Here is a 429-nt window from a genome sequence, read left to right as displayed (position 1 = left end):
GGTCCGAGGTGCCGCTGCAGGAGAAGGTCGAGGAGCTCGTGAGCACCCACCAGGCACCGGTGTACATCGTGCACTTCTCGCAGCTGGACGCCGTGGAGACGGCCCAGGGGCTGTCCTCGATCTCGGTGACGTCCAAGGAGGAGAAGGAGGCGATCGCCGCGCGGATCGCCGGCTTCCGCTTCTCCGCGGGCTTCGGGCACACCCTGAACCGCCTCGTCCGCGCGGGCATCGGCGTGCACCACGCGGGCATGCTGCCCAAGTACCGCCGCCTCGTGGAGAAGCTGGCCCAGGACGGGCTGCTCAAGGTCCTCTGCGGCACGGACACGCTCGGCGTCGGGATCAACGTGCCGATCCGCACCGTGCTGCTCACCGCGCTGTCCAAGTTCGACGGCGAGAAGACCCGCCTGCTCCAGGCCCGCGAGTTCCACC

At 69.5% G+C, this 429-nt stretch carries 1 pseudogene; it reads left to right on the top strand.

The window, feature by feature from the left end:
- A pseudogene (locus ACOMDU_RS13700) lies at nt 1-429 on the top strand (DEAD/DEAH box helicase); the annotation flags it as partial.

This window comes from Vescimonas sanitatis (genome assembly GCF_049060325.1).
In the GTDB taxonomy this organism is placed as follows: domain Bacteria; phylum Bacillota; class Clostridia; order Oscillospirales; family Oscillospiraceae; genus Vescimonas; species Vescimonas sanitatis.
The sequence above is the reverse complement of the archived record's forward strand: the minus strand, read 5'-3'. Positions and strand labels throughout refer to the sequence as shown.